The 23,461-nt window shown below is 59.8% G+C and carries 19 protein-coding genes; 15 read left to right on the top strand and 4 right to left on the bottom strand.

Annotated features, from left to right (window positions below; translation table 11 throughout):
• Positions 1 to 108 precede the first annotated feature (108 nt).
• Together ACQY1L_RS19810 and ACQY1L_RS19805 are read left to right on the top strand one after the other, a co-directional pair.
• Positions 109 to 813: a GntR family transcriptional regulator gene (locus tag ACQY1L_RS19810; RefSeq protein ID WP_062460497.1), complete on the top strand. Its 705-nt coding sequence runs from the start codon at positions 109 to 111 to the stop codon at positions 811 to 813.
• Between the two features lie 101 nt (positions 814 to 914).
• Positions 915 to 1,877, top strand: coding sequence for a dihydrodipicolinate synthase family protein (locus ACQY1L_RS19805; RefSeq protein WP_430245765.1), 963 nt, complete (start codon positions 915 to 917; stop codon positions 1,875 to 1,877).
• A gap of 144 nt (positions 1,878 to 2,021) precedes the next feature.
• Here the strand turns inward: ACQY1L_RS19805 and ACQY1L_RS19800 are convergent, their stop codons facing one another.
• On the bottom strand, positions 2,022 to 3,278 hold the full coding sequence (locus ACQY1L_RS19800; RefSeq protein ID WP_430245763.1) for an FAD-dependent oxidoreductase: 1,257 nt from the start codon (positions 3,276 to 3,278) through the stop codon (positions 2,022 to 2,024).
• A gap of 144 nt (positions 3,279 to 3,422) precedes the next feature.
• Here ACQY1L_RS19800 and ACQY1L_RS19795 point away from each other — a divergent pair, with 144 nt between their 5' ends.
• The 8 genes from ACQY1L_RS19795 to ACQY1L_RS19760 all read left to right on the top strand — a co-directional run bounded on the left by ACQY1L_RS19795 (position 3,423) and on the right by ACQY1L_RS19760 (position 10,778).
• The gene (locus ACQY1L_RS19795; protein WP_430245761.1) at positions 3,423 to 4,355 is read left to right on the top strand and encodes a LysR substrate-binding domain-containing protein; all 933 of its coding nucleotides are present in this window, start codon (positions 3,423 to 3,425) and stop codon (positions 4,353 to 4,355) included.
• Positions 4,348 to 5,256 (top strand): alpha/beta fold hydrolase, encoded by a 909-nt coding sequence (locus ACQY1L_RS19790; RefSeq protein ID WP_430245759.1) that lies wholly within the window; start codon positions 4,348 to 4,350, stop codon positions 5,254 to 5,256. Before ACQY1L_RS19795 ends, ACQY1L_RS19790 begins: the two co-directional genes overlap by 8 nt.
• Positions 5,246 to 6,199 carry a LysR family transcriptional regulator gene (locus tag ACQY1L_RS19785; RefSeq protein WP_430245757.1) on the top strand — a complete coding sequence of 318 codons (954 nt, stop codon included), beginning with the start codon at positions 5,246 to 5,248 and terminating at the stop codon, positions 6,197 to 6,199. The genes ACQY1L_RS19790 and ACQY1L_RS19785 overlap by 11 nt, the downstream gene beginning before the upstream one ends.
• A 122-nt stretch (positions 6,200 to 6,321) precedes the next feature.
• Positions 6,322 to 7,344 carry an ABC transporter substrate-binding protein gene (locus ACQY1L_RS19780; RefSeq protein ID WP_062577875.1) on the top strand — a complete coding sequence of 341 codons (1,023 nt, stop codon included), beginning with the start codon at positions 6,322 to 6,324 and terminating at the stop codon, positions 7,342 to 7,344.
• A gap of 43 nt (positions 7,345 to 7,387) precedes the next feature.
• On the top strand, positions 7,388 to 8,155 hold the full coding sequence (locus ACQY1L_RS19775) for an ABC transporter ATP-binding protein (protein WP_062577877.1): 768 nt from the start codon (positions 7,388 to 7,390) through the stop codon (positions 8,153 to 8,155).
• Entirely contained in the window at positions 8,148 to 8,993 is an 846-nt protein-coding gene (locus tag ACQY1L_RS19770; RefSeq protein WP_113166521.1) for an ABC transporter permease, read from the top strand. Before ACQY1L_RS19775 ends, ACQY1L_RS19770 begins: the two co-directional genes overlap by 8 nt.
• A 31-nt stretch (positions 8,994 to 9,024) precedes the next feature.
• Complete coding sequence (locus ACQY1L_RS19765; protein WP_430245753.1) at positions 9,025 to 10,056, top strand: zinc-dependent alcohol dehydrogenase; 1,032 nt, start codon at positions 9,025 to 9,027, stop codon at positions 10,054 to 10,056.
• Positions 10,056 to 10,778, top strand: a complete 723-nt coding sequence (locus ACQY1L_RS19760) for a hypothetical protein (protein WP_430245751.1) — start codon at positions 10,056 to 10,058, stop codon at positions 10,776 to 10,778. The genes ACQY1L_RS19765 and ACQY1L_RS19760 overlap by 1 nt, the downstream gene beginning before the upstream one ends.
• A gap of 143 nt (positions 10,779 to 10,921) precedes the next feature.
• Here ACQY1L_RS19760 and ACQY1L_RS19755 read toward each other — a convergent pair whose 3' ends face one another.
• Complete coding sequence (locus ACQY1L_RS19755) at positions 10,922 to 11,476, bottom strand: Pycsar system effector family protein (protein WP_062459905.1); 555 nt, start codon at positions 11,474 to 11,476, stop codon at positions 10,922 to 10,924.
• A gap of 127 nt (positions 11,477 to 11,603) precedes the next feature.
• On the opposite strand from ACQY1L_RS19755, the gene ACQY1L_RS19750 reads away from it, so the two are divergent.
• The 4 genes from ACQY1L_RS19750 (at position 11,604) to ACQY1L_RS19735 (ending at position 19,242) form a co-directional block, all read left to right on the top strand.
• Positions 11,604 to 15,260 carry a FecR domain-containing protein gene (locus tag ACQY1L_RS19750; RefSeq protein WP_430245750.1) on the top strand — a complete coding sequence of 1,219 codons (3,657 nt, stop codon included), beginning with the start codon at positions 11,604 to 11,606 and terminating at the stop codon, positions 15,258 to 15,260.
• 36 nt (positions 15,261 to 15,296) lie between these two features.
• A complete protein-coding gene (locus tag ACQY1L_RS19745) occupies positions 15,297 to 17,066 on the top strand; it encodes a CHASE2 domain-containing protein (RefSeq protein ID WP_430245748.1) in 1,770 nt (589 codons plus the stop codon).
• Between the two features lie 204 nt (positions 17,067 to 17,270).
• On the top strand, positions 17,271 to 17,894 hold the full coding sequence (locus ACQY1L_RS19740; RefSeq protein WP_430245746.1) for a pyridoxamine 5'-phosphate oxidase family protein: 624 nt from the start codon (positions 17,271 to 17,273) through the stop codon (positions 17,892 to 17,894).
• A gap of 697 nt (positions 17,895 to 18,591) precedes the next feature.
• Entirely contained in the window at positions 18,592 to 19,242 is a 651-nt protein-coding gene (locus tag ACQY1L_RS19735) for a hypothetical protein (protein ID WP_192087379.1), read from the top strand.
• Between the two features lie 79 nt (positions 19,243 to 19,321).
• On the opposite strand, the gene ACQY1L_RS19730 is transcribed toward ACQY1L_RS19735, so the two are convergent.
• Together ACQY1L_RS19730 and ACQY1L_RS19725 are read right to left on the bottom strand one after the other, a co-directional pair.
• On the bottom strand, positions 19,322 to 19,915 hold the full coding sequence (locus ACQY1L_RS19730; protein ID WP_430245744.1) for a hypothetical protein: 594 nt from the start codon (positions 19,913 to 19,915) through the stop codon (positions 19,322 to 19,324).
• 152 nt (positions 19,916 to 20,067) lie between these two features.
• Positions 20,068 to 22,350 carry a putative bifunctional diguanylate cyclase/phosphodiesterase gene (locus ACQY1L_RS19725; protein WP_430245742.1) on the bottom strand — a complete coding sequence of 761 codons (2,283 nt, stop codon included), beginning with the start codon at positions 22,348 to 22,350 and terminating at the stop codon, positions 20,068 to 20,070.
• Positions 22,351 to 22,587: 237 nt separating this feature from the next.
• Between ACQY1L_RS19725 and ACQY1L_RS19720 the strand changes: the two genes are divergently transcribed.
• Positions 22,588 to 23,397 (top strand): transporter substrate-binding domain-containing protein, encoded by an 810-nt coding sequence (locus ACQY1L_RS19720; protein ID WP_244508841.1) that lies wholly within the window; start codon positions 22,588 to 22,590, stop codon positions 23,395 to 23,397.
• Positions 23,398 to 23,461 lie beyond the last annotated feature (64 nt).

Raw genomic sequence — 23,461 nt, 5'->3', positions numbered from 1 at the left:
TGCTGGCGACGGTCGTCAAGACTTTCGTTCGAATTGCCGGACGGGCTGACGACGAGGAGAGGATGCAGTAGTGCATGAATGACAGATAAAAACTTTGTGGGTGCCGGCATGGACGACAGCAATCAAAATCATGCGCTGGAGCGCAAGAGGGGGTCCGGCGCGAGGCAGGTCTATGACCTCTTGCGGGATGAAATCCTTGATCTTCGCCTCGCCCCCGGAAGTGCGATCGACGAAGTGCAACTGGCAACGCGGTTCGGCATGTCGCGCACGCCGATTCGTGAAGCTCTGGTGCGGCTTGCCGGAGAGGGGCTGATCGAGACCCTGCCGAACCGGTCGACCATGGTGTCGAACATCGACTTTCTCGGCATGCACGCCTATTTCGATGCGCTGGGTTTGATGTACCGGGTCACGACGCGGCTCGCCGCGCAGCACCATAAGGCAGGTGACCTCGACAGCATTCGAGTTCATCAGGCAGAATTCAAAGCGGCTGTCGAAGCCCAGGACGCCTTGGCCATGATCGCAACCAATGCGGACTTTCACGCGGCGATCGCTGCGGCTGGCCGCAATGAATACTATGCGCGCTTCTTCGAGCGTCTGCTGGGCGAAGGGCGGAGAATGCTGCGTCTCTACTACCAATCCTATGATGATCGGCTGCCATCCCGCTTTGTGGACGAACACGAGGAAATCATCGCGGCGATCGAAGCGCGAGACGTCGAGGCCGCGGACAGGCTCGGCCGCGCTCACAGTGAGCAGATCGAAGCCCAGATCGAGCGGTTGCTGACCCGCCATGATAGGCTCGACATTGTCCTGTAGGTCTTTGTATTTTTCTTGTCGACAAGATTGAAGAAGACGCTATGCTGCTCGTCGATAGGGACAGGGGCGCGTTTCCGTGCGCCGAAACGAAGGAGCTTTCCGTGACTGCAAGCATATTTTCGGGCGTCGTTCCGGCGCTGATGACACCGTGCACCGCAGACCGCATGCCGGATTTTGACGCGCTGGTCCGTAAGGCACAGCAGTTGATCGAAACGGGCATGTCGGCAGTGGTCTATTGCGGATCAATGGGTGACTGGCCCCTGCTCACAGATGCGCAGCGCATGGAAGGCGTCTCGCGTCTGGTTGAGGCTGGCATCCCCGTGATTGTCGGCACTGGCGCGATCAACTCCGCATCTGCCGTCGCGCTTGCCGCACACGCCCAGAAGGTCGGCGCAAATGGTCTCATGGTCATCCCGCGGGTTCTGTCGCGCGGCTCTGTGATCGCCGCCCAGAAGGCGCATTTCAAGGAAATCCTGTCCGCTGCACCGGACCTGCCTGCGGTCATCTACAACAGCCCCTATTACGGCTTTGCCACGCGCGCCGATCTGTTTTTCGCGCTTCGCGCGGAACACCCCAACCTTGTTGGTTTCAAGGAATTCGGCGGTCCGGCCGACATGCGCTATGCGGCCGAAACCATCACCAGCCGCGATGACGACGTTTCTTTGATGATCGGCGTCGATACCGCCGTCTACCACGGCTACGTCAATTGCGGCGCAACCGGCGCCATTACGGGCATCGGCAACGTTCTTCCCAGGGAAGTGCTGCATCTGTGCAACCTCGCGAAAGCCGCGGCCACGGGTAACGCCGATGCACGCTTGCGCGCCAAGGAACTGGAAGAAGCGCTCGGCGTGCTTTCCTCCTTCGATGAAGGCCCGGATCTGGTTCTCTACTTCAAGCACATGATGGTCCTGAAGGGCGACGCAGAATATGCGCTGAACTTCATCGAAACGGACGTGCTCAGCGACAGCCAGCGCGGCTATGTGGAAGCCCAGCTGACGCTGTTCGACACCTGGTATGCCGACTGGTGCAAGCTCCCCGGCGCTGTACAGACCTGCAAGCCCTGATCTTTGCGCTCGCGGGTAAAACGGTTCCTGTTTCCGCGACGATAAAAGCCGTGGCCGTGTTGAACTCAACGCGGCCCCGGCACTGCGGTGATCAAAGTCATTGTTGTCCCGAAAATTTCCGGCCGCCAGTGAACCTGCAGGATTTCAAATCAACGCGCCCTGGAGCGTAAGCGCTGCCCGCACGTCGTCGGCCGAAACTGTTGCGCTCGAGGCGCGCAATGCTGCGGCAACGCCGGCTGCATGCCCTGTTGCGAAAGCGGTTCCCATCACCCTCAGCGAACCATAGGCTGCCTGATCGGCCCCGGCGACGCGGCCCGCGAGGAAAAGATTGGAAGCTCCGGCAGCCTCGATCGATCCCATCGGGATGTCTGCAAATCCTTCTCCCCCAAGATCGACGAAACGAACTTTCCCAGGCGCCTCGTGAACCTCCATCGGCCAGGCTGCGCGGCCGATACCGTCTTCGCGCCGCTCGCCTTTTGCCAGGGCTGCGCCGGTCAGATCGTCGCGCGACCGTGGCCGGCGCGTTTCGCGGATGCCGATCTGCGGTCCGGTCGCCGCGATGAAGGCCTTTTCAAAGCCCGGTAGCTGCCGCAACAACTGAAGGTTTCGCCACGCTTCTCGTCGTGCCTGGCGTTCCGCTGATCCAAGACTTGCGCCGCTCAAACCGTCCGTGTCGAGGTCGATCGTCATCCACCAGTAGTCGTTCGATGTCGGAAGCCGCAGCATAACGCCCCCGTCTGCACGGTGAATTTGCGTATCGCCGCTCTCGTTGTGCCTTGCAATCAGGTCTGCCATCCGCGCCCGGTCGAATGAGACCCCTGGCGCTACTCCGCCGATGCGAACCGGCATGGAGGCCGGCTGAACCTTGTCGCCTGCCATGCTGTTGACTGTCATTTCGAACCCGGCGAGCGATGCGAGCGCTGCCTCGCCACTGGCATCGACGAATGCGGCGGCAGTGATCTCGTAGCAACCGGCGTGGTCAGTCACGGTGATTGCGGTCAGGCCGTCCGAGCCGGTTGCGACGCCTGTCACGCGAGAGTGCAGCAACACGTCGATACCGGCAGCGTCGGTCATCTGGTCGAAGCCGAACTTAATTGCCTCCGGATCAAGCATGACGATCCAGTTGCCGCTGCTCGACCTGATCGGCGCGACCTCCTGGCCGAGCGTGCCGAGGGTGTGCAAGAGATCCGCACCTATGCCGCGCACGGCAAAGACCGGTTCGGGGCCTTTCTGGTAGAAGCCGCAATAGGCAAGCACCAGCGCGTTTGCCGCTGCGCCACCGAGAAAGCCGTACCGCTCGACGAGCAGAACTCGTGCGCCAAACCGGGATGCGGCCACCGCCGCGCTCATGCCGGCTGCACCGCCTCCGACCACCACGACATCATATCGACCACCACGCATAATGCTCATCCTATGGATCTCAATCGATGATGCTCACTGCGGTTGCGAGCATAAAGGCGACGATAGGCGGCCGCGGGTATTGACGCTAATACAGTTTCCGAACCAGGGTATAACCCGGATTTATAGGACGGAGACCCGTGGCGGATGCCGAACCCCAAGCTCAAGGAACGGCAGATCGAGATTTTTCGGACGATCATGGCGACGGGTTCGCTGACGGTTGCCGCAAGACATCTCGGCGTTTCTCAGCCCAGCCTGTCGACCGCGATCAAGCGTCTGGAGGACCAGCTCGGCATCGCGCTGTTTGCCCGCATCTCCGGCCGGCTGGTCCCGACGCAGGAGGCCGAACTCATTCTTGCCGAGGTCGAGCATGTTCATCAGCAGTCGGAAATACTGTCCGATGTCATCTACTCGATTGCCCGGGGCGACGCGTCCACCTTCCGCTTCGGCTCCACGCCAAGCCTTGGCGCCCGGCTGATCCCGAAGGCACTGAAGCGCTTGCAGCAGCAAGGCACCGCCGGCACTTTCTACAGCGATTCCTTGTCGCAGCGCGATGTGCGTGACTACCTCCTCTTTGGCCAAGGGGCCTGCGTCGCGACGATCGCGGAGGTTAACGATCCGGTTATCCAGACTGTCCCGATCGCCACCGCTGGCCTGGTCTGCGTGGTGCCTGCTGGCCATCCGCTGGCAGGTAGACGGTCCGTCAGGCCAGCGGATTTTGCGGACGAGCAACTGATTTCGTTTGGCGCGACCACGACGCACGGTCTTTTGATCGATCAGACCTATCAGCGCTGGGGCGAGACGCGCAAAACGGCGGTCTACGTCCATTTTGTCGACGCCGCTCTCGCCTTCGTCGCCGAACGTATCGGCATCAGCGTTCTCGATGCCTTTTCGGCAATCGACTGCGATGTCCATGGGTTGGTGGCAATACCGATCGAAAACAGCGCCAGCGTTTCCGCCTATGTTCACGTCTGCGACCGTCGTCCAAGACAGAAAGGCGTCGACAGCCTGATCACCGCGCTCCGAGAAATCGCGGCAGCTGTGACACACACGCAAGCAGGAGCAAAAACCGATGAGTAGACCGGCAAACGACCTGTTCCCGGGGTTCAAGGACCGTCGCGTCCAGACGGCTGATGTCGATTTCGCCGTCCTCACCTCAGGCTCCGGCCCTGCCATCCTGCTGCTGCACGGCTATCCGGAAACCCGTTCGGCCTGGCACCGGATCGCGCCCGTGCTCGCTGCGTCCTATTCCGTGGTCGTGCCCGACCTGCCGGGTTACGGTAATAGCCGGGTCACCGGGACGCTCAAAGATATGGGGTCCAAGCGTCGGATGGCGAAGAGCCTGCACGAGATGATGGGAGCCCTCGGGCACGACCGCTTCGTCGTCGTCGGCCACGATCGCGGCGGAAGGGTTGCCTATCGGCTCGCGCTCGATTTCGAGGAGGCGGTTCGCGCACTGGTTTCCGTCACCGTCGTGCCGACGCCGGAAATGTGGGAAGGGGCAGGCAAGGCTTTCGGGCTTGGCGCCTGGCACTGGTTCATGCTGGCGCAACCCGCACCGCTGCCTGAAACGCTGATGGCGGCCGATCCGCGTTTTCTTATCGACTTGACGCTCGGCAAGATGGCCGGCGACATCCGCCTGATCGATCCTGTGGCACTGGAAGACTACCGGATGGCCTTCGGCAGCGCCGAGGTCCGTCATGCGATGTGCGAAGACTACAGGGCTGGCGCGTCGGTGGACGAGGCAGACGACCTTGCCGATCGCAACTCCGGTCGAAAGATACAGGCGCCGGTGCTGGTGCTCTCCGAACAAGGCCGGCTCTACGGTGGCGGACGCACGCCGCTCGACATCTGGGCGGACTGGGCGGTCTCGGTAGAAGGCGAGGGCCTTCCAGGCGGACATCTGCTGCCCGAAACGTCGGCTGACCAGATGATCGAGAGGTTGCTCGCCTTCCTTGGGAAAATCACCGATGCCCGCTGAGAACGACGACGACCAGCACAGGGTGCCGGCCGCCACCGACGGATTGCTGAGCCTGCGCCAGATGGAGGTTTTCCATGCGGTAATGCAGGCGCGTTCGATCACCGGCGCCTCCAAGGTTCTCACCATATCGCAACCGGCGCTCAGCCGCACGATCCGCCGGATTGAGGACCTACTTGGAATCGCGCTTTTCGCCCGTGATCGTAACGGGCTGGTGCCGACGTCCGAGGCGCTGGAAATATACGCGGAAATCGATCCGTTGATCCGCCAGCTGACCGGTGTTGGAACGCAGATCGGCCGTATCGCGCGCGGCGAAACCGCCGTGTTTCGGGTCGGTTCGACGGCCAGCGTGGCGCGGGCGCTGGTTCCGCAGGCGCTGCGGACGCTCTCCGTCGAAGTGCCGGGTATCGAGTTGTTCTTCGACGTGCTGCCGGTCGACCAGATCGAGGAATATCTGATTACCGGCCGCGGTGAAGCGGTGGTGACGATTGCATCGCTGGACCATCCGCTGATCGAAAGGGAACATGTCGGGCGCGTCGATCTGGTCGCCGTCATTCCCAAGAGCCATAGCCTTGCGGCCCGTCCCGTCATCCATGCAACGGATCTTGCCGACGTGGATTTCATCAGCTTTGCCGCCGGGGGTGCCCATCAGACAATCGTTGATCGTTTCCTCAGCCGCGAGAAGCTGAAGGTCAACACCCGTGCCGTTGCGCGCTTTTCCGACACTGCCTTGGCGCTGGCGAACGAAGCTATGGGTATCGTCCTTGTCGACTACGTCACGACTCTCGGCCCGGTTGGCAGCAATCTTGTCATCCGGCCGATCCACAACGCACCCCTGTTCTCGATATCCGTCCTGTGGAACCGTCGTCGCTCGCACTCTGCCAACCTGCGCAAACTGATCGAGATCCTCGCCGCACGACTGTCAGCCCTGCCGCCGCTGCCCTGAGAGGCCAGGTAACATGCTCTGAAGGCATGGGAGGCATAATCATTGTTTGTTGTCTTCTGGTGCGGTGAGTGGCAATGAGGGGCACTGGCGTAACGCAACGCCGTCCTTGGAGGAGGATAATCATGAAGTTTCAAATGAACCGCCGTCAGGCACTCATCGGCATGGGTGCACTCGGCAGCGCTGCGGCTTTTGGTCTGCCTGCACGGGCTGCAACCCGTAACCTCGCCGTGCTTCACCTTGCCAGCCACGCACCGAGCTTCATTGCCTTCGAGCGCGGCTACTACAAGGACGCAGGGCTGGACATCGAACTGAAGTTCTTCGAGGCAGCGCAGCCGATGGCCGTGTCAATCGCTTCAGGTGATGCCGACTTCGGCGTTACCGCGATGAGCGGTGGCCTGATCAGCCTCGCGCAAAAGGACGCCATCAAGGTTATCGGCGGCGCGCTGACCGAACAGAAGGGCGTTACCGGCGCGATCATCCTGGCGTCGAACAAGGCTTATGAGGCCGGTCTCACCGACCCTTCGAAACTGTCCGGCAAGAGTTTCGGCATCACAACGGCCGGATCCTCCTTCCATTTCATGGCGCACAAGATTGCCACAGCCAACAACATCAAGCTGTCCGACATCCAGCTGCGTCCGCTGCAGAAGCTTGGCGCAATCGTCGGCGCCCTGACCACGGGCCAGATCGATGCCTGGGCCATTCAGCCGAATGTCGCCAAGAAGATGATCCGCGAAGGCGCTGCCAAGCAAATCGGCCTCGTGTCGGACTACGCACCGGATTACCAGGTGACGACCGCCTTTACCTCGACCAAAAACGCCGCCAACGAGCGCGACATGACAGCGTCTTTCGTCAAGGCCTATTCGCGGGCGATCGCCGACTACAACGCTGCTTTCGTCGACAACAAGGCAGGTGACGCCGAGCGCGACGCCCTGGCCAAGATCGTCCACAAATATGTGGAAAGCGACAGCCCATTCGAAACGGCCAAGCAGAACCTGACCGAAGGCGCCATGCGCGTCAACGAGGGCCTCGCATTGTCGCTTGGAAGCTGTGTCGAACAGCTCGAATGGTTCAAGTCCGAAGGCATGGTCAAGGACGCGATCACCAACGAACAGCTGTTCGATACGTCCTACGTCGAGACTATCTGACCGGTCGAACCCGCGGCAGCACTGCGGCCAGCCTGGAGTACCCATGGATCTGAAGCTCAACAACATCAGCCACTCCTATGGAGCCGTCGAGGTTTTGAAGGATATTTCGCTCGACATTCCGCAAGGGCAGATCATCTGCCTGATCGGACCGTCGGGCTGCGGCAAGTCGACCCTGCTTCGGTTCCTGGGTGGCCTGGAGCGGCCGACCTTTGGCAACGTGCTGCAGGTCGGCAATCCGCCGGCAGATTCGCTCAACCCGCTGACATACGTCTTCCAGCATTTCGCTCTGCTGCCCTGGCGCACGGTCGAGGGCAATATCCGGTTGGTCCTCGAGGACCATGGGCTGAGCGGACGTCAGATGGACGAAATCGTGACGGATGTTCTCGATCGCACCCGCCTTTCCGAGTTCCGCAAAGCGCTCCCCAAGCAACTGTCGGGCGGCATGCGCCAGCGTGTGGCAATCAGCCGGGCGCTTGCGGTCCGTCCCGCAGTCATGCTGATGGACGAACCGCTATCAGCCCTCGACAGCCAGACCCGCGAACTGCTGATGGATGACCTGATCTCGCTCTGGACGCGCCAGCCGTTCACCTCGGTTTATGTAACCCACAATCTCAACGAAGCGGTCCGGCTCGGGCACCGCGTCGTCGTCTTGTCCCGCCGGCCAGGCCGGATCCGCGAGATCGTCGATATCGACATTCCACTGTCGGATCGGCATCTCGGCGATCCTGTACTGGAAGAAAAACAGAAGCAGCTCTGGGACCTGATGCGCGAAGAGGCCATGGCGGCCGACAAGGAGTTGGTCAATGTCTGACGTCACCACGTTTTCCAGCCCTGTAGAGACATCAAGCAAGGGTGAAACAGGAAAGATATCGACCGTATCGTTCCGCGGTGGCGGCTTTGCGCCGATCCCGGTGCAGGGCGTCGGCATTGCAGTCTTTGTCGTTCTGATCGCGCTCGCCGAAATCGGCACCCGTAGCGGGTTCATCTCGAACCTGACGCTGCCACGGCCCTCGGCGGTCCTCGATACCTTTGTCCAGCTTTGGCAGACGGGTCTGCTGTGGAAGCATCTTCTGCCTTCACTGCAGCGGCTTTTCGTCGGTGCGTTCATGGGCATTAGCGTCGGCATAGCGGTCGGTGTGCTGATCGGTCTTTTCAGTTATGTCCGCGCCGGACTGGTCCCGCTTGTCGCCGCGCTGTTTCCGATCCCCAAGATCGCGCTCCTGCCTCTGTTCGTCATCTGGTTCGGCATCGACGAAATGTCGAAATACGCACTGATCGCTTTTGGCACGTTTACGCCAACCGTGGTTGCCACCTATGGAGCCGTCGACAACGTCGATCGCACGCTGATCCGCATGGGCCAGAGCTTCGGGCTGAATTGGTGGTCGATCGTCCGCAAGATCGTCCTGCCCGGGGCATTCCCGGCCATCCTTTCGGGTCTGCGCGTCTCGATTTCGATCGCGATCATTCTTCTCGTTGCCGCAGAGATGCTCGGTGCGCAATACGGCGTCGGCTCTTACATCCTCGAGGCCGGCTCGCTCTACGACCTGGAAAAGCTCTTTGCCGGCGTCACCATCCTCTCGGTCATGGGACTGCTCGTGAATTTTGTAATCGGGCAGGTCGAAAAGCGCTTTCTGAGCTGGCGCGGCTGAACACCTAAATATTATCGAAGGGAACGACACCATGCTGGCATTGCAAAAGGTCCGGCCCGCCAAAGGCGTGGAGTTTCGCGAGATCGGCGTGCCGGAAGCTCTTGCTCCGCGCGACGTTCTGGTCCGTGTCCATTCGGCCGGCATCTGCGGAACAGACCTGCACATCGCGGAGTGGACGCCGGGCTACGAGTCGATGGAGCGCGCCATGCCCGTCACCCTTGGCCACGAGTTTGCGGGCACGATCGAACGGGTAGGGGAGGCTTTGTCGGAAACGATTATCGGCACCCGCGTGACCGCAAGACCCTCTACCACCTGCGGCCGTTGCGATGCCTGCCTTCGCGGCGACGAAGACAATTGCACGGCGCGCAAAGGGATCGGCATTGGCCGCAACGGCGCATTCGCAGAATTCGTGTGCGTGCCCTACGATAACTGCCACGTCCTTCCCGACAGTCTCGACATGGATGTTGCGGCTTTGACAGAACCGATGACCGTCTGCGCCGAGGCGGTCGCGACTGCGGAGGTCCAGTCGGGGCAAACCATTCTGGTGATCGGTCCGGGTTTCATCGGACAGGGCATCGCCATCATGGCACGGGCGAAAGGTGCCAAGGTCGTAGTGATCGGCCGCGATGACGGGCCGCGGCTGGATGCACTCCGCGCGGCCGGTTTCGAGCAACTGATCGATACGGCGAAGACAGACATGGCGAGCGCCCTGGCGGACCTTGCGCCGTTCGACGCGATCATCGAGGCGGCCGGCGTACCCGCGCTCGTCAGCGCGACGCTGCCGTATCTCAAGAAGCGCGGGATCTTCACCGTTGTCGGCATCCACCCTCGGCCAGCCGAAATCGACCTCACATCCGTCGTGCGCATGCATCGGCAGATCCGCGGCTCCTACCGGGCACCTGCTGCCGACTGGGACGGCGTCATTGCCTTTCTTGACGCCAATCAGCCGCTGATGCGACAGCTGATTTCGCACACGCTCCCACTGTCGGACGCGCTAACGGGTTTCCAGGCCGCGCAGGATCGGGTCGCGTCTAAGGTCGTCCTGCGCATGGGAGAGCCCTGATGAGCCCCGCCATTCTAGCGCTCTGGAACGATTACCCCGCCACCATGGCCGAAGAATACGAGGCCTGGCACACATTCGAGCACGTGCCCGAGCGCCTCACGGTCCCCGGCATGCGTGCCGCCCGTCGATACGTTTCGGCAGCCGGAAAAGAGAGCTATTTCACCCTCTACGAGCTTGAAAGTCTCGCGGTGATCGAGCAGCCGTCCTATCTCGATCTTGTGCGAAATCCGACGCCCTGGTCTCAGAAAATGCGGCAGCATTTTTCGAGCGTGCTGCGGATCCCAGGCGAGATCGCTGTGAAAGCTGGAAGCGGTATCGGAGGCGCAACACTCGTGCAGGCCTATTCTGTCGAAAGCGGGAAGGCCCATGCATCAATACCGATGATGGAAGAAATTCTTCGCCAGCTGATGACCCAAACCCGCATAACGGGCTTCCAGGTCGTACTCGCCGAGCCCAACCAGGTGTATGAGGTTTTCGAGCAGGATGAAGCGACCGACCCTGATACGGTCAATGTTGTCATCATTGCCGAAGGAACCTCTGTCGAAGCTCTATCGGTCACGCAGGCCGCATTGACGCGGCAGATCGAGCACCGTCTCGAACCCCGCAAAAGGCTGCGCAGCGACCTGTTCAAGCTGCTGATCAGCTACCGCGGCGAGGACTTTCCCTCGCATCGGTCCGAGATCGATACAAACACGATGTGGCATAGCGGCGATCACACCTGATCCAAATCGACGTCAGAAACGGAAGGGATCGACCTCTTTCGAAAGGCCGATTCCGCGGTCGCTTGGTGGGTGCCGCAGCCGTGCCGATGTGACGATGAACAGGACCGGGGTTGAGTATTGCTCATCGCCTCAAGATGGCGTGATTAGCGGATGTTCTGCGTCGCCAGCAGGAGAATGACATAGGCGAGGACGGTCAGGACCAGTCCGCGGAAGGCGAACGACACGCACTTGTACTTACGGCGCGAGATCAGCGACAGGATGTCGGCGTTATCGAGATATTCGTTGAACAGGTAAGAGACATCGCGGTTCGCCGCAGCGAGCTCGAACAGCGGGCGATGATGCGGCCAGGTGCCCCAGAAGAGAGACGTCGAGCGGGGGATGTTGCGGGGGAGGACAACCAGGATTGCGCAAATGATTGAAAAGACTGACGCGCAGGCCAGTATGGCGCGAAGCAATGCCTCCGGAATGTCTGCCTTTGCATAGAGCGCCCAATCGAACACACTTCGCCCTTCCGCAGAAGAGATCAAGAAAGCCAGCATAAACGTGAAGATATAGGCGGCCTTTTGGTCGGCTATCTTGATCTGGTCATAGAAGACGTCATTGATTTTTCGGATGTGGTTTATGTACTCCTCCGTCACCTCACCGCTCGCCATGGTCAGGTCAAGCATCTCCGTAGGTGCGCTATCAAAGTCACTCACGTGAAAATTCTCCGCTTACAAAGTATCCTCTCTAATAAGACTCTGGCGGCTATTCAATAGTCTTGCTAGGGCGACTACGACACTTAGTTGCTTAAGAGTGGAGCGGCGGGGGATGCCGGATTGTAGAGTGAAACTTTTTAAGGCAGCAACAGTGCTGTCGCTGACGACGGCTGTTCTCTTGTCGGCTGCACTTGAGCCTGGGGGTGCGGAGCCCATTCCGCGCTCAGGTACTGCAGCGGGGGCCGTCATCGCACGCAAGACCGGCGAGGAAGTCCGCTTTATTGACGTGTCCGACTGGCAGTCCGTCGATCTCAAACAGGACCTGATGAGCGGCGATATCCTGCGCACGAACGAGGTCGGCCAGCTCGCCATCGTTTTCTCGGACCGTACCCAGGTCAGGCTCGGCCGCAACACCTCGATGGTCGTGAAGCAGATCACCAGCGAGACGAGTTCCGACACGGTGTTGCAGCTTCAGTCAGGAACGATCTGGGCCCGGGCCGAGCGCGGAGGGCCCGGCGTACAGGTCCAGACGGCCGCAGCGGCTGCCGCTATTCGAGGGACCGACTGGACCATGACGGTCAGCGGCAACGACACGTCGCTGACGGTTCTCGACGGGATCGTGCAACTCGCCAATCCACAAGGCATGGTCGACGTGCGTGCGGGTGAGGCGGCAGCAGCCACCTTGGGTCAGGCGCCTCGCAAGGTGGTTATCGTCGACTCCGATGACCGCGAACAAATGCTGTTCTACCTTCCGCCGCGAGAAGCGTTCGAGCGTATGCCGCCAGCAGCGGTCCCATTTGCAGACATGCGCCGAAATGCGGATCGGATTCTGGCGATTCCACCTGAGAAGCGTTCGACCGCCGACCTGGTCGATCTGGCGGAAGCGCAGTTGTCGCTTGAAGGCCCGGCAAAGACAATGGAGATGCTTGGTGCGCTGGAGCGCACGCAGTTATCATCGACCCAACGGGACCGGCTGATCCTGATCAAGGCCATCATCGCAGCCAACCAAGCGCGATACGGTGAAGCGGCGGCCCTTTTCGCGCAGGTTTCTCACCGCCTCGATCCGCGCAGGAGAGCGATCGCGCTCTGGGGTGGCTATTATGCTCGGTCGCTGGCAGATCCAAGCCGTGTCGAGCCGCTGCCACCGAGCGCTGGAGGACCGGAAGCCGCTTTTCTGCGGGCCTATGCGGTCGGTTTCCTGAAGGACCTGAACGCGTCGATCGAGGCTCTTCGCGAAGCGGAGCGACAGTACCCTTCCGACCCCTCGCTTCCGGCCTATCGCGGCTGGATCGCACTGTTGTTGAATGACCGCAAGCAGGCGGAGGAGGCGATAAACCGCTCACTGTCTCTCGATCCGCATGAGCCCACTGCGCTGGAGGCGCGATCTCATTTCAAGGCAGGGTTCCAGGGCGATAACGACGGAGCGCTGGCAGATCTCTACGAGGTTCTGAAGGTAACGCCGGGAAGCAGCACCACCTGGAATGCGATCGCCGACATACACTCGACCAGGGGTGCCAATCGAGAGGCAGAGGCAGCGCTTCGAAAGGCGATCGAGCTGGATCCGATCGATCCTATATCGCACTCGAATCTGGCGATCTTCTATCTGGACACGAACCGGGTGAAGGAGGCGAAGCGCGAGATCGATCTTGCCATGGCTGCGGATCCGGCGCTGGATCAGGTTCTGATTGCGAGAGGTCGCTACTATCTCCAGACAGGCGAGCCCGACAAGGCGGTCGAAGACCTGCTCGCAGGCACTGTTTCCAATCCGGCGGATGCCCAGGGGCAAATTGTCCTTGGCGCGGCCTACTACCAGAAAGGGGACCGTGTCGCTGCAGAACAGGCGATCGACAATGCCGATAGACTGGATAACAACGATCCCGTCATCTCGGCGGTTCGGGCCTCGGTGGCCATTTCGGAGTATGATGCGCCGGGTGCGATCCAACATGCGCGAGACTACGTCCTGCGTGCGCGAGCGCGCGGTGGTGAGTACACGTCGCTTGGCGCAAACCAGCAGGCGGGTTCGATTCTCAACAGTGCGTTCCGCTTTCAAGGCCTGAACGCCTGGGGCGAATTCTACAGCGATGCCGTCTTCGATCCATTTTCCGGTGCTGCCTATATCGATGAAAGCATCCGTGGCAGCGTCAACCCTTTCGCGAACAGCTACCTCTATGGTGAAGACGTCATCAACAACGCCCCGAACGGGCAATTCTTTTCATCAACGCTTCAGGGGCTCCTGCTGGAGCCGACACTGATCTCGTCTCCCAGTCGCGGGTTTGACATTCTCACCCGGCCGTTCTTCGAAGTGTCTGTCGGAGGTGGCTTCACTGCGGCGGGCGGAGGCACCGGCGGGACGGGCGAGGCAGAGATTCAGGGCTATACGAACTTCCCGAACCCGACGAGCTACTACGCCAATTTCGAATGGCAGAAATCACTCGACAGCCGCGATGCCGGCTTGATCACGGATATCGGGACAGAGCTGGAGGTGCTCGGCGGCAATGTCTTCCTGACCACCAGTCCGACCTATTACGACCGCATCGTGTTCTACTACAACGATGCAAAGAGTACCTTCGAGCAGGAGGTGACGATCCCCGGAACGTTGCCCGTCGTCACGGAAACGCGGCAAGACGAGATTGTCGGCCGAAGCCGCAACGGAGGTTTGGGCTGGAGCCACACGTTCGCCTACGAGAATGTCATGAATGCCGCCGTTCTTCACAGCGGCACGAGGCGCAATGACACACGGTACAGCGAGATCGACCTTGGAACTCCGTTTCCGACGATTCCAAATGCTCGCGAACGCGATGAGTATGTAGAAAATGCCTATATTGCCGCTCTCAGCCATACGTTCAAAGCGGGTGATCTCACCTGGCGCTATGGTTTGGAAGGTGGCTGGATCTCCGAATCCCAGACACAGACGATAGAAGACCTTATCGGCGGGGCTTCCGGGACCGCCAGAAGCTCGGATCGCACGAGCGTCGCAAGCGTTTATGTCGATCTGCTCCACGAGATCCAGTCAAACTTGAAGGCTGAGTACGCCGTATTCGGTAACTACCTCAGCAACGACGCATCTGACGGTGTTCGCCTGGAGCCGCGTCTCGGCCTTGCCTGGTCACCTGCCGAGGGACAGTGGCTCCGCGCTGCCGTGATGCGCAGCAGCACGGATCTGTCGACGCCGACACTGTCGCCGGTCTCTGTCGTCGGCCTGCAGCCGAATGCTTTCGATGTTGCACCGGAAGGACGTGCCGATACGGTCGCACTTCGGTGGGATGCAGAGTGGACAGACAGGTTCTTCACGGCTGCGGAGTTCCAGCACCAGGACGTGCGCGACATGCAGATCGCAGTTCCACTGACAGCCGTTCCCTTCACCACCAGCGAGGGACGCATCGATAGGGCGAGTCTGACAGGCAATCTTCTCTTAGGGCACGGCTTCGGTCTCTCGTCCACGATCGCCTACTCGGATTCGGAAGAAAAAGGCGGCAGCCTGCCCGCCGGCTCATCCTTGCCGTTCATCCCGGAATGGGCGGGCCAGCTGGCGCTCACCTATGTCAATCCGGCCAATGTCCAGGTTTCGCTGGCCGCCAACTACATTGGCGAGCGGATAGGCAGTGCCGGGACTGGCCTTGGTGACTACTGGACCCTCGACAGCAAGCTGACCTGGGAGCCTCTCGACAAGCGGATGGCGCTGGAACTGGAGGCTTTCAATCTGCTCGACGAAGAGTTCGAAGTCGACGCCGGCGTTCCCGCATGGGGAAGATCCTTCAAGGGTACGTTGAAGGTTCGTTTCTAGATGTCAGGTAGTCGGTCGAATGCCCGCGGCGGGCCCATGCTCGGGTCTCGGCAGCTAAAGCTCACGGCGCTGTCACTGATAATCTACGTCGCATTGACGTTGATCGCTCAGCTTCCAGCTTGGTCGCTGCTCGACAACCGTGCGTTCGACTATCTCTCGACCCTGAACCCGTTGCCGCTTGCCTCGGACAGCCCGATCGTCGTTGCGATCGACGAACCGTCTCTCGCCGAAATCCAGAGCCAGTGGCCGTGGCCACGAGGCCTGCATGCCAGACTGATCACGGCGTTGCGCGCGGCCGGTGCCAAGACGATCGGCGTGGACATCATCTTCGCGGAGCCGTCCAATCCGGAAGACGACGCCGCCCTTGCCGCAGCGCTTGGACCAGACGTCGTGCTCGCCGGTGACGAAACGCTTGTGACGTCTGCGCAGGCGGATCAGTTCGTGCGGGTTCTGCCGCTGCAAATGTTCAGTGACGCCTATGCTTTGACGGGCATTGCCTCGATTACGCTTGATCGCGACGGCGTTCTGCGTCGTCTGCCACCCTATGACGATGGCTTCGCCGCCACGGTTGCGACTGCTGCAGGTTTCGAAATTCCGGTGGGAGTGCCGAACAAACTGCTTCAGGTTTACGGGCCAGCCCGCACATACCCGACAGTTTCCTATTACCAGGCGCTCGAGCCGGAGCGGTTCCTGCCCGAAGGGTTTTTCAAGGATAGGATCGTTCTGGTCGGTCTAAGCCTTCAAACCGCAGCGACGGTGGAGAAGGGCGGAGCGGACGCTTATGCAACACCCTACACCGTCCACACCGGTCACCTGACGGCCGGCGCTGAAATTCAGGCGACGATCGTCGACAACATCAGACTGGGATCTTCCGTTACAGAAGCTGACCAGGCACTGCGTCAACTTCTGCTGTTTGGTGCGGTCGTCATCGGGGCGCTGCTGGTCCGCAAGGATACGGGTTGGAAAACCGTGTTGTACAACAGTGTCGCGCTTGTCGTGATGCTGGGTGGAGCTTACGCCGCGTTGCGGTTCGGGAGGGTGTTTGTGTCTCCGGTCTCGCCCGCATTGGCGATGCTCAGCCTGAGCGCTGCGCAGGCGGGGCTCGATTACGCGAAGGAGCGGGCGGGCCGTCGCCAGATCACGCAAGCGTTCGCTCAATACCTATCGCCCGAGCTTGTTTCTCAACTGGCCAGCGATCCGACCCGTTTGAAGCTTGGCGGCGAGAAGAAGAAGCTGAGCGTCCTTTTCTGCGATGTCCGCGGGTTCACGACAATCGCCGAGCAGCTAAAGGATGACCCTCAACACCTCACCGAGCTGATAAACCGGCTGTTGACGCCGCTGTCGGATATCGTGCTCTCCCATGGGGGAACGATCGACAAATATATCGGCGACTGCCTGATGGCATTCTGGAATGCGCCGCTCGACGATCCCCACCATGCCGATCACGCGGTTTCAGCCGCGCTCTCAATGCTCGCTTCAATGGAGAGCCTGAACGCCGAGCTCGCGCGTGAGGCGGAGATCGCCGGTCGAACGCATCACGAGCTGCGTATCGGCATCGGCATCAACACGGGTGATTGCGTCGTGGGCAACATGGGTTCGACCCGGCGCTTTGACTATTCCGCGCTCGGCGATGCCGTCAATCTGGCAGCACGTCTTGAGGGGGAATCCAAGAACCTCGGCGTCTCCCTATTGATCGGGGCAGGGACGGCGGCCAGCCTGGCCGACACGAGCGGTGTGAGGGAGCTCGGCCGCATCCTCGTCAAAGGCAAGAGCGAGGAAGTCTCGGTTTTCACTGTTGTGCGGTAGGAGATCGGACAGGAAGAATTTGACGGGAGAAAGCGTGCATCGATAGAGACGAACCGAAGAGTGTGATCCCGATCAACTGCGGCCGGAATGTCCACCGGCCGGAAGAATGAGCATTCCAATCTTTGATTTGGTCGAGCTATAGTCCGATCCGCGGCGCCGCACCGTCCGGTCACCATGCGGGCCCGCCTGAATATGGGGGTTCACGTGCCGTATCATTTCCTGGAAGTCGCCGTGACGCCGAGCGTCAGAGCCGCACAGGCGGATATGGGTGCGGATCAAATATGGTTGGGCAACCACGACCGCCCCTCAGATACATTCACGGAAAACGAAATCGCCTTCATCGCCTCGCGCGACAGCTTCTACATGGCATCGGTGTCTGAAACCGGGTGGCCATACGTTCAACACCGTGGAGGGAGAGCTGGTTTTTTGAAGGTCGTCGATCCTCGAACCATGGCATTTGCCGACTATCGAGGTAACCGCCAGTACATCAGTGCAGGAAATTTCGCAGCCAACGACCGGGCCTGCCTGTTCCTGATGGACTACGTCCGACGAGCCCGGCTCAAAATCTACGCACATGTCGTGCGGCTAACGCTCGATGCCGATCAGGCTCTTACCGATCTGGTCTCCGATCCCACCTACAAAGGCAGGCCGGAGCGGTTATTCAAGCTTCGGCTCGAGGCTTACGACTGGAACTGCCCGCAACACATCATCCCGCGCTATACCGAGCAGCAGGTCGAGGAAGCGGTAGCACCCCTTCGTCAAAGACTGCATCAGCTGGAAGCAGAAAACGCGACACTGCGGGCCCGTTTGGAAGGCAAAGCCTTGTGACCGGCGCTCGAACGATCGTCTAAGACTTACACACGAGATTGCGTGGTCGGTCGCCGGGCAGCGTTGCCTCAGCCGCTGGTCTCAACGTTCGTCGCCGGATGATGGTATAGCAGGCGATCCCAGCTGTACGTGGCTCGCCCGTTCGCTGATGTGACGATCGAGGGACGCGATCATCTCTTGGGGGCTGTCGCAGCCAGCGCCATATGCCCTCAACAGATAGGCAACCGCTTCCTCCCCCAACACGCTGGTCGGCTCAACGGTGTTAACGGCGCACCAGTCGAGGTGCGCGTCTCTGATCAAGTTGAGTTGCGTAACGTCAAATACACCCGCCACCATCGTCGTCTCCATTATCGATCTATTCGCAGTTACCATGAGACCGTTGCGACGATAACGCATGGACGCGGTTCTTGTTGCCGGCGACGAAGCCTGTTTCTCGTGACAATGCCTCGTCCAGAAGACATGGAGAACCTCTATGACGTAGGCCCCGCGCTGAAGGATGGGCATCGCCCGCAGACTTGAACACGGCTGCTCGGCATCACATCTATTGCCGGTAAAGCCCGCTCCATCTTGAAAATCTCATCAAACTGGAACGGTAACGTTTGTTTTCTGCACGCTTCGGTGCAGACTGTCAGTTGGAACGATTCCGGTTTTTACTCTTCAGTCGACTCCACGACGGGCTTACTTAACGAGGTACTCGGTGATTGATTTCTTCGGCACAACGCAAGGTTTCATGACGTTGGGAGCGCTGATTGGCGCTGGTAGCTTTGCTCTGGGATCCGCCAGTCGGTCCATCCACAAACTCGGCGTTCTCGTCCGTCCGGGACAGACAAACCGGAACGCGCGCAGCCTTGCAATGCGAACGATGCTGGCGCTCGATGACTACGTTGGGGCCGCCTATGCAGCCGTCCATGACCGGCCTGAGTTCAATCCTATGGACCAGGAGGAGTTCGCGTTCCATCTTCCCGAACCAGTGCTGATCCTTCCTGACGACGCGGACTGGCAACTTTTCGGGGCGGATCTTGGCGAAGAGATATTGTGGTTTTCAAACCGTGTTAGCAACCACGAGAACGCTCTCGAAAGCCTCGATTTGTCGAAACCCGCGCATGACGGCTTTTTCGAGCGCCGCATTGAGGGTTACGCCCGGCTTGCTGCAAGAGCGATGGATCTGATTGCTCGGATCAGCAGCGAGTTCGACCTGACCCTTCCTGAAAAACCGGACTACTATCGTCAGGCCGAAGGGCTGGCCAAGATTCTGCACGGCCTCGATAAGGCGACCGCAAACAAGCTCCAACCCGCCACCGGGAATGCAGCCACGAATGTGACTCCACTGTTCCCAAAGTCAGTGTGATCTGCCGCCGGCATCTGCCGATCGACATTTCCAACGTCAGGCCATGCGATCAGGCTGAGCCTGATACGGACCTTTTTTGTCAGAACTTGTACCGGACCCCTACGACATTGGCGTTCGAGCCGCCGTGCATGTCGCCCAGCGTTCCCCATGCGCCTGAGCGATGGTGGAGCCGCCAGAACACTTCCGTGTTCGGGAGCTTGTCGCTCGAAAGGCTCAGCTCAGGCCCAAGGTAGAACAGGGTGCGGGCGTTGCCGTCCCGTTCCTGCTCGTGATCCCGCTCCCGACCTTTCTGGCTTTTGGTGACATGGCTAAGGCCGAACGTGAACGATGGCGCGACACGCACAGGACCAAGCTTGACGCCGTCATGTCGGCCCACGACACCGCCCCACACCTCGCCGCTCGTGCTCTGGCCGAACCGACCAGCAAGACCCGCCTCCAGGCCGAAGCTGAACGTCCCAAACTGGTATGGGAACACCTGGTACCCCAGCCCAATCAACGCGTTATCTTCGTAGTCAGAACCGAACACGTTGGCAGCGTCGAGCATATTCTCATCGACCATAGCGCCACCGAACACCATCACCGACTGATCCAGATCAGGACGGTCTGCTCGCGCATGACCGAGACCCAACTGCAAGACGACGGCCACCAAAGCCATCCTCGGGAAGAAATTCATTCCAGCTTTCCTCCTCAGGAGTTGTTTCGCGCGCCGTAACGTTAGCAAGACAACATACGACCTGATCCGTTGTAGGCAAGACGTCATCGACTGTCGAGAGTTGTGGCAGATCCGAAACGACCGATGGAATTCTGCCACCGTTCGTGTTCCGTTTATAACGAGAGGCGTATTTGGCTCGGCCGCACCTGGTGGCCGAAGGCCTCGATCGGTATGGGTCGCGAGAAAAGGTAACCTTGCAGCTCGTCGCATCCCGCTGCGATCAGGAACTCCCTCTGCTCCTCGGTTTCGACCCCCTCGGCCGTTGTTGCCTTGCCCAATGTCCGGCTCAGACTGGCGATAGCGGAGACGATGGCGGCACCTTCTGCCTTGCAGCCCAGCAATTGGACGAAGGACCTGTCAATCTTTACGCGGTCGATTTTGAGGTCGATCAAATGGCTCAGCGACGAAAAGCCGGTGCCGAAATCGTCGAGCGCAATTCTCACCCCGCGTGACCTGAGTAGGTTCAGGTTCTCGGCCGCGCCTTCGTCGAGGTTGAAAATGGCAGCCTCTGTTACTTCAAGCTCCAAGCGATCCGGCGAAAGCCCGCAATCCCTCAGAATCGACAGAACCATCTGGGCAAAGTTGCGCTGTCCGATTTGTGACGGCGAGACGTTGACGGCAATCGAGAGATGAGCCGGCCAGGACGCAGCAGCGGCGGCCGCCGTGAGCAAGACCCATCGGCCGAGCTGGTTTATCATCCCGGCTTCTTCAGCAATCGGAATAAACTTGTCAGGCGATAGAAGCCCCTTTGTCGGGTGGCGCCATCGGACAAGAGCTTCCGCACCTGTAACATCACCTGACCTGTCTGCCTGATGGACGCCTTGAGCAAAAACTTCCAGATGACCTACCCGGTTGTCGCGGATCACCCGTTGCGTGTCACCCGGACCTTCATCTCTTTCGAGCATGATGCGCAGTTCGTTCCGCAGTTCGGTCCGTTCGTTTGCGCGGGTATCCAGTGAGCTTTTGTATTCTGCCGCGCGGCCGCGGCCACTTTCCTTGGCATCGTAGAGTGCGACGTCTGCCCGACGAAGGAGTTCCCGGGCAGTGGTAAACGCGCCCTCAGGGGCCGTGTATCCAATGGAGCCGCCGATAGAGACAACGACAGTACCGTTCACAAGATGAAACGGGTCGCTGATGCGCGCCATGATCTCGTTGCACAAACCGATGATGCTTCGGTTGTGGCCGAGAGAGGGGATGAGGAGGGCAAACTCGTCGCCGCCGAAACGCGCAAGTGTGTCACCAGGCCGAAGAAGCGACCTCATCCGCTCTACGGCGATACGCAACAGTTCATCGCCAGCGAGATGACCGTAGACGTCGTTGACCTGCTTGAATCGGTCGAGGTCGATCAGCGCGACGACAGTCTCGCGGTCTTGTGTCCCGAGTTCGGTAAGACATTGCTCAAGTCTTGTCGCAAACAAAGCGCGGTTGGGAAGACCGGTCAGCACGTCGTGATGGGAAAGATGCCGCGCATGGGTCTCGCTAGCAGCGAGTTGTTTCAGGCTATAGCGCAGGCGCAGCAGCAGGGCGGAAAACAAGATGGTGACGACAAGTCCGGCGGCAGACAGGAAGGGCAGGAGACGCGCGATAACGCGAGAACCAGGCAGGTCCGGTTTCCAGACGATAAATCCGATGGGCTCTGCCGTGCGGGTGGACGCCACCTGGAACGCGACCTCACCCGGTTCGTAATCCGCTGTGCGAGCGTAACGTGCCCCCGCGAGACCCTGCTCCCTGCTCAACATATCGAGCGTCGGGCCGTCCAGGAACCGGATGGCGATCAGATAGTATTCCGCCTTCACCTTACCTGGATCATCTTGCACCTGATGAACCACCGGAACGATGCCCGCAATCGAGGGCCTGCCTTCCAGCCGGAGCAACTCCACCTGGTTCTTTTGGGGAGCGGGAGCGTGCTGCCCATCGGTTTCCAGGCCTTTTGTGACGGCCGCGATCATTGGCCAAAGGACGGGACGAACCCATTTGAAACGACGCACGCTATCGGGGTCGGGCTGGAGTGCGAGTTCTCCATCGGGCGAAATCAGAAAAACGGCGCTGTAGCCAAAGACGGATGTGGCGATCCGACCAAACGTCTGGATCGACGCACTTCTGGATATCTCGGTGCCGCTGTCCGGAGAGCCGGGAGATAAGAATGAAGCATAGCCTTCCGCCAGCAGTTGCATATCCTGTGCAACGCGGTCGACCTGATTTTGCAGCCTGCCGTCAACCAGCTCTCGTTGCCTGTCGCGCGCCGCAGAGTCGCTTTCACTTCCAGCCCAAATGGCTGCGAGAACAACGAGCCCTAATATTGCAAGACCGGTTCCGGTCAGCAGGATCAAAACCGACTGCGACGACGAACGAGCCGACAGTCGCGTCAACAATGAAAACACCCAGTTTGAAGACACGGAATCTCCCCTCGCCCAGGGAAGTGTAGAGGGGATTAATTACGAAATGCTTTTAAAGCATGTCTCAAAATTGAAGCATTCGCGATTGATGACGAAAACACGCAATGCCGGAGACGGCCGGGGTCAAGATGAGCTTCTGGTCGGCTGCTGACAAGCATGCGAGAGAAGCTCTTAATCCTTGTATGTTCTAATATTCCCGACACGGGAATCGAGCCCGGACGACAAGAAGAGAGCCAGATGCCGAAAATGAACCCTAGAGCGCTGATCACACTGTGTATAGCTGCTTCGTTGCTCCTTTTGCCCACACATAACCTTAGAGAGGCAGTCGCTGCCGACCGGGCAGGAGATCAGAAGATCAAGGTTGCGTTTGAGGGAGGCTTTCCTCCCTTCAACTACGTGGACTCCAGCGGTCAACTGCAGGGTTTCGACGTCGACATCGCCAAGGCCCTTTGTGAGACGGCACGGCTTTCCTGCGAACTGGTCGTCCAGGAATGGACCGACATGATCCCCAATCTGCTTTCGAACAAATACGACATGATCGTATCGTCCATGTCGATGAGTGCAGAGAGACGCAAACTCGTCACATTCTCGGACAAATACTACGACAGTCCCTCCGTCTTTATCGCACGCAAGGACTCGGTCTTGACCACCATATCGGACGAAAGCCTCAAGGGCCTGCGCGTCGGCATCGCGGCGGAGACCTCACAGCAGGCATACATCAAGAAGTTTTTCCCAAGCGCCGAGACAACGGTGTTTCGCTCCTCGCCGGAGCTTTACAAGGCGCTGGCAAACGAGGACGTTGACGTTATGCTTGAAGACAAGCTTGCCGTGTACGACTGGCTCACGAACACGAACGAAGGACGTTGCTGCAAGTTCGTTGGCACCGACGTCAAGGACACATCGATCTTCGGCGAAGGTGCGGGCATCGCTTTCCGCAAGGACGATGCTGCGTTGACGGCAAAGATCAATGCGGCCCTGGCGGAGCTTCAGGCTGGCGAAGTCTATGACAGCATCAACGCGAAATATTTCCCCTTCAGCATCCGTTGATGCGGGCCATCTGGCATTCCTGAAGATCGAAACAGGATGTCGGGTCGACACCCTGCCGCGAACC

This window comes from Neorhizobium sp. DAR64862/K0K3, from assembly GCF_050500185.1.
GTDB classification, from domain to species: domain Bacteria; phylum Pseudomonadota; class Alphaproteobacteria; order Rhizobiales; family Rhizobiaceae; genus Neorhizobium; species Neorhizobium soli.
This window is presented reverse-complemented; position numbering and strand designations above follow the sequence as displayed.

What these genes read in the sequence shown, in the direction of transcription:
- ACQY1L_RS19795 (WP_430245761.1), top strand. Translation starts at nt 3,423, where the DNA reads ATGCCGAACCCCAAGCTCAAGGAACGGCAGATCGAGATTTTTCGGACG.
- ACQY1L_RS19790 (WP_430245759.1), top strand. Translation starts at nt 4,348, where the DNA reads ATGAGTAGACCGGCAAACGACCTGTTCCCGGGGTTCAAGGACCGTCGC.
- ACQY1L_RS19800 (WP_430245763.1), bottom strand. Translation starts at nt 3,278, where the DNA reads ATGCGTGGTGGTCGATATGATGTCGTGGTGGTCGGAGGCGGTGCAGCC.
- ACQY1L_RS19780 (WP_062577875.1), top strand. Translation starts at nt 6,322, where the DNA reads ATGAAGTTTCAAATGAACCGCCGTCAGGCACTCATCGGCATGGGTGCA.
- ACQY1L_RS19770 (WP_113166521.1), top strand. Translation starts at nt 8,148, where the DNA reads ATGTCTGACGTCACCACGTTTTCCAGCCCTGTAGAGACATCAAGCAAG.
- ACQY1L_RS19765 (WP_430245753.1), top strand. Translation starts at nt 9,025, where the DNA reads ATGCTGGCATTGCAAAAGGTCCGGCCCGCCAAAGGCGTGGAGTTTCGC.
- ACQY1L_RS19760 (WP_430245751.1), top strand. Translation starts at nt 10,056, where the DNA reads ATGAGCCCCGCCATTCTAGCGCTCTGGAACGATTACCCCGCCACCATG.
- ACQY1L_RS19730 (WP_430245744.1), bottom strand. Translation starts at nt 19,915, where the DNA reads ATGAATTTCTTCCCGAGGATGGCTTTGGTGGCCGTCGTCTTGCAGTTG.
- ACQY1L_RS19745 (WP_430245748.1), top strand. Translation starts at nt 15,297, where the DNA reads ATGCTCGGGTCTCGGCAGCTAAAGCTCACGGCGCTGTCACTGATAATC.
- ACQY1L_RS19720 (WP_244508841.1), top strand. Translation starts at nt 22,588, where the DNA reads ATGCCGAAAATGAACCCTAGAGCGCTGATCACACTGTGTATAGCTGCT.
- ACQY1L_RS19775 (WP_062577877.1), top strand. Translation starts at nt 7,388, where the DNA reads ATGGATCTGAAGCTCAACAACATCAGCCACTCCTATGGAGCCGTCGAG.
- ACQY1L_RS19785 (WP_430245757.1), top strand. Translation starts at nt 5,246, where the DNA reads ATGCCCGCTGAGAACGACGACGACCAGCACAGGGTGCCGGCCGCCACC.
- ACQY1L_RS19810 (WP_062460497.1), top strand. Translation starts at nt 109, where the DNA reads ATGGACGACAGCAATCAAAATCATGCGCTGGAGCGCAAGAGGGGGTCC.